The organism is Roseburia amylophila (genome assembly GCF_025567465.1).
Classification (GTDB): Bacteria; Bacillota; Clostridia; order Lachnospirales; family Lachnospiraceae; genus Roseburia_C; species Roseburia_C amylophila.
Genome location: NZ_JAOQKI010000034.1, coordinates 1 through 7,744, shown reverse-complemented (window position 1 = coordinate 7,744; position 7,744 = coordinate 1). Strand labels below are relative to the sequence as shown.

Below are 7,744 nucleotides of genomic sequence, written 5' to 3'. Positions count from 1 at the left end.
ATAACCTCCAAACTGAGTAATTTTATCTTACATCAGTTTGGAGGTTTACACAAACTTTGGGATGCTCCCATAAAAAACTGCAATGGGAAGAGAATTTACACACGCTCTGCCCATTGCAATTTTTGTCCAATTATTTTTTTATTTTGGCAAGTAATATACCCTTTCATGTTTTATAATGACAGCGTAAACAAAAAGGAGATGAACATCTATGAGAAACAAATTCCACAACTTTATTGAAAACTTACTTAGCTTTTATGCAGACTTTTTCACGCACAGATTTTACCCTATGTAATGTACAGTTGTCCCACAAACTCTACATTTATTTTCTTCATATTGAACTTTCAATGAACATAAGTCGTTTTCCCAAATATCAAATTTTTCTTTCTTTTGGATTCTCCACATTTCATTTTCTCCACGGAAATTTTATCTTTTATAATGAACCAAATCATATGGATAATATGGCATATCTTTCAGATTGCTGTCATCTAAATTTAATATTTTTGCAATAGCTCCTGCTTCAAAACTCCAATAGCCATAATATATATTCTGGCTGCTTTTATGAGCCTCATAACAATCGCACTTCTCATTATACCAGTTCTCTTTCAAATACTTTGCCAGCAGCCTTGGTTTATCTGTTTCCTTTTCTTCAACTAATGCTTTCATCATTTGAAATCTGTCTGGAAATAAAAGTGGTAAATCCGGTTGTTCTTCGCCAATCAGAAAAAGTAATAGCCAGTCTTTTACCTCTTTTTCCTTCATTTTTCTTTTTGTTAATGCAGTCAGTTTTTCCTCTATTTCAAAAAGAACTGCAAGTGACAACATTTTCAAATTTTCATTATATGCATCTGGCGAGAAGAAAGATATTATCCATTCTTCATATATTTCCACAAAATCACTTCTTAAACAGGCTATGTCATCTCCCCTAGAATACCTTGCTATTATAATTCCAAGTTTAATACGAAAAATTCCCTTTTTTACCGGCACTATTCTTTCTTGCCTTACTTCTCCCCCATTTACTTTTTGGGTTAATTTTGAAATCCTGGCTGTATCTTCCGCTATGAATTCGTCGAAATATTTTTCACTTTTAATATAATCTCTCATTCCCTGATTTTCTCCATTTGGTATACACCACTGTATCATTAGATAACTTTATTTTCCATTAATGCTTTTTCTATTTGCTGCACCTTTTTCGCATCATTCAGAGTTTTCCACGCATGATGTGTCACATTGGGCATCTCCACACAAATAATTTTTTCCGGCTCAGCCATTAAATCTTCAAAATCATCCGCGGCGCAATAGATGCATTTTTTATGGTTCATTGCAAAGTCAATCTCACTTTCCTGTATCCTGTCACAAGTCATGCCAAATATATGATTAATTATATTTTGCAATTTTTCTTCTGAAAATTCTTTTTGATGCAAATTTAAAATAGATTTCACTTTATCAATAAAATCATTATAAACATCATCTTTCAACAAATTAATATATGCATAACTCATACCGTTATGAAATAGCACTAATCTCTCACCATATGAAAAATCTGATAAATAATAAAATTCATTAATTTTTCCACAATTCGTGCATCTAACAGCTTCTCTTCTTACCTTTATTTTCATATTCATCCTATAATATATTTTTTATCTTTATCACCAATTTGCTCGATACTTTTCATTTAAAACAGAATCCATATGATTATCAACCAAAAAGAAATATATTTCATCTAAAAACTTTTCTTTATCCTCTTTTTTAATAACAAAATGTTTATCAAATCGGTCGTTGCCTTCCATACGAACATCTTCTATTGATGCCAACTTTAAATCTTCTCCAAACTCCCATACCAACATAGGTATTGTCAAATTAAATCCCTTATAGTTGATATATATTTCATCATTCTCCATCAATTCAAAAACTTTTATCTTTAAATCAATGTCTCTGTTTACATATATTATATAATTCTCTTCCGTTAATTTATCCCACAACATATAAAACGCCTTTTATATCCTCTAATCCCGATTACATACTATTGCTTTTATAGTGAACCAAATCATATGGATAATACGGTACATCTTTCAAATTGCTGTCATCTAAATTTAATATTTTTGCAATAGCTCCTGCTTCAAAACTCCAGTAACCGTAATACAATTTTTCTTTTGCTTTATGAATATCGTACCATCCCATATTTTTATGTCCCACATACCAATATTTTTCCAAATATTCTTTTAATTTTTCAACTGCTTTTTCTCTATTTGCAACAATATCCGTCAACTTATCATATGGGAAGCCAAAGGAATAGTCTCCTTCCAGTTGTTCTATGCTTCCATGCATTTTGTAATTAACAAAAAATTCCAATAAAGCATCTTTCCGATTATATTGAGTTACCAAATCCGACAATATACCAAACTTTTCTCTACTTACATCGAATAAAATTGCAAGTGCCATCATCCACAGCATATCAATATAGCCAGAATTACCATTCCAATACAATGGCATATCATTTAATAACTGCATAAAATCATTTTCTAATTTTTCTATATCTTCACCACTAGAATATCTTGCAATAAGTAATTCAAATTGTATAGCATCAATCTTTCTTTTTACCGAATAAATTCTATCTTCTCTTACCTCATTATTTTCTAACTTATTTTGAAAATTTTTTATTCTTCCTGTCTCTTCCAAAATATATTCCCTAAAATATTTTTCATTCATTACTGTATCACGCAATGTCTGTTTCTCCTTAGTAGTGCTTCTTTCATATCATCGCCAACGATGCGCTTTTAAGAATTTATCCGGAATTCTTAACTTCAGTTCTCTTTCTAATTCTTTAAAAAAGACATCAAAATCAGCTTCTTCCCACCATTGTTGTGAATTACTTAATGCCACTGTTCTTTCTCCATATAATATGCAGCATCCAAATCTTCCTCTTTCATAATTCAACCTTATTGGGAAATAATCATATGCTGTAAATTCCACGCTGAATGCTCGGTTATTCGCATCATCATATACGTCTAAAATGCAAAAATCTTTAACTTTATCCCCCATTTTTTCTTTTGCCATTTTAGTAAAATTAATTGCCATTGTTTGTGTCTCATTAAATTCCATACCAATACCCTCTGTTTTATTATCTACTGTCAACTTCTTTTGCGCTTATTATTTATGCTCTCTTATCATTGAATTAATGCCATCAAAAAAAGCATCCCGAACAATTTCTGTATAATTTTTGTAATCAGGATTATTTTTCATAAGCAAATCAAGCACTTCTTTAAGTTTTCCATCTACAATAATTGTTATTCCCTGTACTTTCTCACCTGTTTTATCATTCTCAAATTCTTCATTTAAAATTGTAACTGTATTATTATCCATTCCTATTCTCCTATCAAATTTTTACCGTTTTCATCCATCCAATATCTCTGTTTTTCTGGTATTTCTTCTGTAAAATCCTGATACTTTCCTATCCAGCCATCTGGAACAAACGCTTCAAAAGATTCCGGTTCAGCATAATACGATATAAATACCCGATTTTCAAAATCTATTAAAATAGATGGATTATATGCTAATTTATCATTATAATCAGATTCCTTCATTAACATTTTCTTTAATTCTTCGGCTGTAATTTTATATTCTTTTATATTATCCAAAAATTGTGTTTTCGACAATTCATTTACTACTTTTATGCCAAATCTGGAATCATCATCAAAAGTATCATTATAGCCTTTCTTACGATATGCTTCTTCTAACTTAGGATAATCTAAAAAGCAATAATCTTTGTCTAAAATATACCACTCTATACAGCCGCACGATTTTATTGCTACTATAATATTTTCTGCATATATTGGTTTCATAATATACCTCCTTATGGACTTATTATTCTTGCATTCGTTCCATATTCTTCAAGCCATTCTATCCACGGTGCGGGAAGTTCAAAGCAATTTCCCGGTGTACTAATATCTGTAATTTTAGGTGCTGTTCCACTCTGATTTAATGGATTCTTCTTGTAGTTAATTTGTGAAACTGCATTCTCCTGTAAAAAATCATCAAACCATTTAGGTACATCCACCTCAACAATCTGCGTATTATCACCTCGCCTATCTAAAAAATACTCTGCATGTTCACCATCGTCAATACTTATATTTAAATTTGCCTCCTTATTTGGTATACTAATGGTTCCATCTGCATTAACTTCTATTCTAAATTGGCTTGCATTATTTCCATTTCCCCCTTGTACTCGTCTATAAGTGACAACATCTTTTTCGGGCTCTGTTACATTACCCATATTTTCTAAATCCGCCAGTCCTTTTGTGCTTTCATTTTCTAGCATATCCAAAGGCTTTTCAACCATTCCCTGCTTCATCAAATCAGTAAACGATTTCTGCTTAAATTTCACATCCAGCTTATCAAGCCCATGTGAAGTAAGTCCGCTGGCCAGCATTCCTGCCATCATTCCCACGGTCTGGTTTCCCGATAAATCTGTTGTCAATTTCGAGACACCTTCGCCCGCCAATGTTGAAAGTCCTTCTTTGGCAATTATCGTTGAACCGCTTCGAAAAGTAAGTTTTCCTACTGTCGAAGCTTTTCCAATTGGAATAAAGGCTGATGCTGCGAAAGAAAATACACCCTCCGTAAAATAATACGCCTCTTCATTTCCCTGAAAGACTACTTCTTTTAGCCGATTCACAGCCGTACTGTCAAGATCACTAATACTTCCATAATAAACATCCTGTGCCCCTTCGGCTGTATCTGTAATTCCAAAAACGGTTGTTCCGCTTCCAATCATTGTACCTGCGGCTACCACTGCCGGAGTTGCTGCTCCAAGCGATGCTGCAATACATGCTACACCAACTACAACCAGTACAATTCCGCCAATTGCTTTTATAACACCTTGCACTTCCCGTTCTTCTGCCGCATCTTTTAACTGCTGTTCTACATCCCATATTGCATCATAAGTTTCCTGATTAACCGTATGCTGCTGATAAAAATATTCACTCAAATATGCCAGTGTATACACATCGATGTCAGTATAAAAACTATTGCTTGTATAAGTAGTAATTGCTGTTTTACTGGTTCCTATTTTCCCAAGGCAGTTTTTTATACTGTCAACCATGAGATCTACTGTATTTTCAATAATTGTTACCGTAGTACTTTCCTGTGTCTGAATTGTCTCAATAAAATTCAAAAGTTCCTGATCCAGTTGTTCATGCAGTTCTATTATACCATTTGTTCCCGGTGTATTCACGTCTGAAATATCTGAGATATTGGATACCGCCTGCTGTACACTCTGAGCATAAGATTCCGTATCCGCTGAATTCGTAGCCAGTTTTGTGCGGAACTCCCGGATTGCTTCCTCATCCAGTCTAAAGTTCGTCGAACCATCTATCTCATTATAACATGCCTTATGATAAGCAATATCATCTAGCATATTTTGCGTTGCCACCTTTAAACAGGATATCATAGTAATATGTACATCATATAAATAATTTTTTGCTGCTGTTGCCGTCTCTCCTATAAACTGGTCACTCTGAATAAACTGATTTATACTTCTTTCACACGTTTCCAACTTACTTATCAAGCCTTCCAGCTTTGACTTATACTCCCATAACAGATTATTTATATCTGTATATTTGATTACAAACCCTTCCATTCTTCTCCCCCATCCTTCTATGGATGTTCCAGTAAATCTAACAATGTATTACTTTCCTTTAACTGATTACTCTGCTCTCTGTCCCGTTCTATCCAGGAATTTGATATTTCAGATATATTGCATATATCCGAAATCAATATCTGTTCATAAGCACTTACTATATTTGCAAAACTCTCATAACTGCTTAAAAACTTCTCCAATGCTTCTGATTTTCCACTAATATCTGTTGTTGTTGCCTCCAGCGAAAGACCACATGCATCCATATACATTTTTCCGATATCTGATTCCGTGGCTATCTCATCTAAAATAGTTATCATCTGTTCCACTCCTGTTTTAAACATTCCTGCTAATTAAAAAAGTTTCGAATTTTTGTACATAAATCATCCCATGCATTTACCAGTTTTGAAAGTGCTCCATATTTCTCATTCTGTTTTTCCTTTAAAGCATTAATCTCCCAGTTGATCTCATCTTCTACACTATCAATACCGGAAATATATCCATCATAGTCTATTTTCAATCCGCCACTCTCACAGATTTCATAAAAATACTGTGCCTTATTTCCCGTCCATAATGATTCATAGAAAGTCGGCATATTACTATGAATATTCTTTATATCCTCCAACGCTTCCTTTGCATCATCCAGGGTATTATAAGCGACCCGAAGTCTCTCAATCTCAGCTTCTATATCATTAATTTCGCTCTTGTATGATTCCTGTTTTTTCTCATTTGCACTTTTCTGTGATTTTAAACTTTGATATTTGGAATTGTCATATTTTTTAGCCATATTAATTCCTCATACTCTGCTTCAGTCTTCGAACATCTGCCCGCTCTACATCAAGACTCTCCATTGCTTTTTGAATATTATCAACCATTATTCTCTCATCATCATCCGTATACCCCTTAAATACTACCTTGTTAATATCAGATGCCTGAAAATACATTAACCGGTCTCCCATCATTCCTTCCGGATAAGTACATGCTCCATAATCAAAAAGTTTGTAATCTCCATTTATCTTTAGCTGTAGTCCTCTTGCTACGATTACATACTTTTTTACACCTCCATGCACAATAACAACACTTCCTAACGGCAGATAGTCCACTCTCTCTTCCATTTTGCCACCTCATATGCATACTTATTCTATTTTTATTGCCTCATATCATTTGGGATTATCACCGGAGAATTCCGGAATCTATGAATTGTACTATCTAATCATTTCATCTCATTTTTTCATAGCTCAGTACTCCCGCTGATTCTTCAGCAACTACCTATCAGATTAACCATTTTACATTTCTTTGTCAATTGTCATTTTTATTCAAATTATGTTTCCGTTTTTGTATATATTATATAAACGCTGCCTGCGCCTGCAGTACCTGTTACTGGCAGCTTCTTACAGATGCCTGACAGCAAAAATTTCAGCCCCATGTGTTCCACTCGAAACACATGAGGCTGTTTCTTTGCTCTTAAATATTCTTCACGGTTGCAATATCTACCAGAGTAAGCTCTGACTGGGCATTCTCCAAGCTGGTTGCCAGTGCGTTGGCTGTATCCATTGCCGTGATACAGTATACGCCGGTCTCAATTGCATTACGACGAATCAGGAATCCGTCACGGTTCTTATCACCATTTCCCTGGGTCGGTGTGTCGATGACAAGGTCAATCTTATGTCCTAAGATTAAGTCCATAACGTTTGGTGACTCCTGGGTAATCTTATTGACACGCAGTGCATCTACGCCATGCTCCTGTAAATATTTTGCAGTACTTCTGGTGGCATAAATCTTGTAACCTAAGGCTGCAAAACGTTTTGCTACGCCGACTGCTTCCGGCTTGTCTGCATCTTTTACAGTCATAATCATCTGCTTATATTTCGGAAGCTGAACGCCTGCTCCTAAGAAAGCTTTGTATAAGGCTTCATCAAAGGTCTTGGCAATTCCTAAGCATTCTCCGGTGGACTTCATTTCCGGTCCAAGGCTGATTGTACCGTTCTTGAAGAACGTGGATTTACTTCGATGACATATACCTGCTCGTCCATTACGATTAACTGGATGTTAATCAGTCCTACTACATGTAATGCCTGTGCTAACCGCTTGGTATATTCTACCAGCATTTCT

At 34.5% G+C, this 7,744-nt stretch carries 11 protein-coding genes and 1 pseudogene; all 12 read right to left on the bottom strand.

The genetic code is table 11. From position 1 onward, the window contains the following. Nucleotides 1-423 precede the first annotated feature (423 nt). Nucleotides 424-1,101: a PoNi-like cognate immunity protein gene (locus OCV43_RS13725; protein ID WP_262624369.1), complete on the bottom strand. Its 678-nt coding sequence runs from the start codon at nt 1,099-1,101 to the stop codon at nt 424-426. Between the two features lie 38 nt (nt 1,102-1,139). Beyond that, entirely contained in the window at nt 1,140-1,616 is a 477-nt protein-coding gene (locus OCV43_RS13720) for a hypothetical protein (RefSeq protein WP_262624368.1), read from the bottom strand. Nucleotides 1,617-1,646: 30 nt separating this feature from the next. Further along, nucleotides 1,647-1,982: a hypothetical protein gene (locus OCV43_RS13715; RefSeq protein WP_117841795.1), complete on the bottom strand. Its 336-nt coding sequence runs from the start codon at nt 1,980-1,982 to the stop codon at nt 1,647-1,649. A gap of 31 nt (nt 1,983-2,013) precedes the next feature. Next, nucleotides 2,014-2,721 carry a PoNi-like cognate immunity protein gene (locus tag OCV43_RS13710; protein ID WP_262624367.1) on the bottom strand — a complete coding sequence of 236 codons (708 nt, stop codon included), beginning with the start codon at nt 2,719-2,721 and terminating at the stop codon, nt 2,014-2,016. Nucleotides 2,722-2,754: 33 nt separating this feature from the next. Further along, complete coding sequence (locus OCV43_RS13705) at nt 2,755-3,099, bottom strand: hypothetical protein (protein ID WP_022242999.1); 345 nt, start codon at nt 3,097-3,099, stop codon at nt 2,755-2,757. A gap of 48 nt (nt 3,100-3,147) precedes the next feature. Continuing rightward, nucleotides 3,148-3,360 carry a hypothetical protein gene (locus tag OCV43_RS13700; protein WP_022243000.1) on the bottom strand — a complete coding sequence of 71 codons (213 nt, stop codon included), beginning with the start codon at nt 3,358-3,360 and terminating at the stop codon, nt 3,148-3,150. 2 nt (nt 3,361-3,362) lie between these two features. Then, nucleotides 3,363-3,839 (bottom strand): hypothetical protein, encoded by a 477-nt coding sequence (locus tag OCV43_RS13695; protein WP_118087693.1) that lies wholly within the window; start codon nt 3,837-3,839, stop codon nt 3,363-3,365. An 11-nt stretch (nt 3,840-3,850) separates the two neighbouring features. After that, nucleotides 3,851-5,635 (bottom strand): LXG domain-containing protein, encoded by a 1,785-nt coding sequence (locus OCV43_RS13690; protein ID WP_262624366.1) that lies wholly within the window; start codon nt 5,633-5,635, stop codon nt 3,851-3,853. A 17-nt stretch (nt 5,636-5,652) separates the two neighbouring features. Continuing rightward, nucleotides 5,653-5,952: a hypothetical protein gene (locus OCV43_RS13685; protein ID WP_147340206.1), complete on the bottom strand. Its 300-nt coding sequence runs from the start codon at nt 5,950-5,952 to the stop codon at nt 5,653-5,655. Nucleotides 5,953-5,981: 29 nt separating this feature from the next. After that, nucleotides 5,982-6,419 carry a DUF5082 domain-containing protein gene (locus OCV43_RS13680; protein WP_262624365.1) on the bottom strand — a complete coding sequence of 146 codons (438 nt, stop codon included), beginning with the start codon at nt 6,417-6,419 and terminating at the stop codon, nt 5,982-5,984. A 1-nt stretch (nt 6,420) separates the two neighbouring features. Continuing rightward, the gene (locus OCV43_RS13675; RefSeq protein ID WP_118087698.1) at nt 6,421-6,747 is read right to left on the bottom strand and encodes a DUF4176 domain-containing protein; all 327 of its coding nucleotides are present in this window, start codon (nt 6,745-6,747) and stop codon (nt 6,421-6,423) included. A 349-nt stretch (nt 6,748-7,096) separates the two neighbouring features. Beyond that, a pseudogene (locus OCV43_RS13670) lies at nt 7,097-7,744 on the bottom strand (carbamoyl-phosphate synthase large subunit); the annotation flags it as partial.

Coding starts and splice junctions, on each gene's coding strand:
- OCV43_RS13725 (WP_262624369.1), bottom strand. CDS start 1,101: ATGAGAGATTATATTAAAAGTGAAAAATATTTCGACGAATTCATAGCG.
- OCV43_RS13720 (WP_262624368.1), bottom strand. CDS start 1,616: ATGAAAATAAAGGTAAGAAGAGAAGCTGTTAGATGCACGAATTGTGGA.
- OCV43_RS13715 (WP_117841795.1), bottom strand. CDS start 1,982: ATGTTGTGGGATAAATTAACGGAAGAGAATTATATAATATATGTAAAC.
- OCV43_RS13705 (WP_022242999.1), bottom strand. CDS start 3,099: ATGGAATTTAATGAGACACAAACAATGGCAATTAATTTTACTAAAATG.
- OCV43_RS13700 (WP_022243000.1), bottom strand. CDS start 3,360: ATGGATAATAATACAGTTACAATTTTAAATGAAGAATTTGAGAATGAT.
- OCV43_RS13695 (WP_118087693.1), bottom strand. CDS start 3,839: ATGAAACCAATATATGCAGAAAATATTATAGTAGCAATAAAATCGTGC.
- OCV43_RS13690 (WP_262624366.1), bottom strand. CDS start 5,635: ATGGAAGGGTTTGTAATCAAATATACAGATATAAATAATCTGTTATGG.
- OCV43_RS13685 (WP_147340206.1), bottom strand. CDS start 5,952: ATGATAACTATTTTAGATGAGATAGCCACGGAATCAGATATCGGAAAA.
- OCV43_RS13680 (WP_262624365.1), bottom strand. CDS start 6,419: ATGGCTAAAAAATATGACAATTCCAAATATCAAAGTTTAAAATCACAG.
- OCV43_RS13675 (WP_118087698.1), bottom strand. CDS start 6,747: ATGGAAGAGAGAGTGGACTATCTGCCGTTAGGAAGTGTTGTTATTGTG.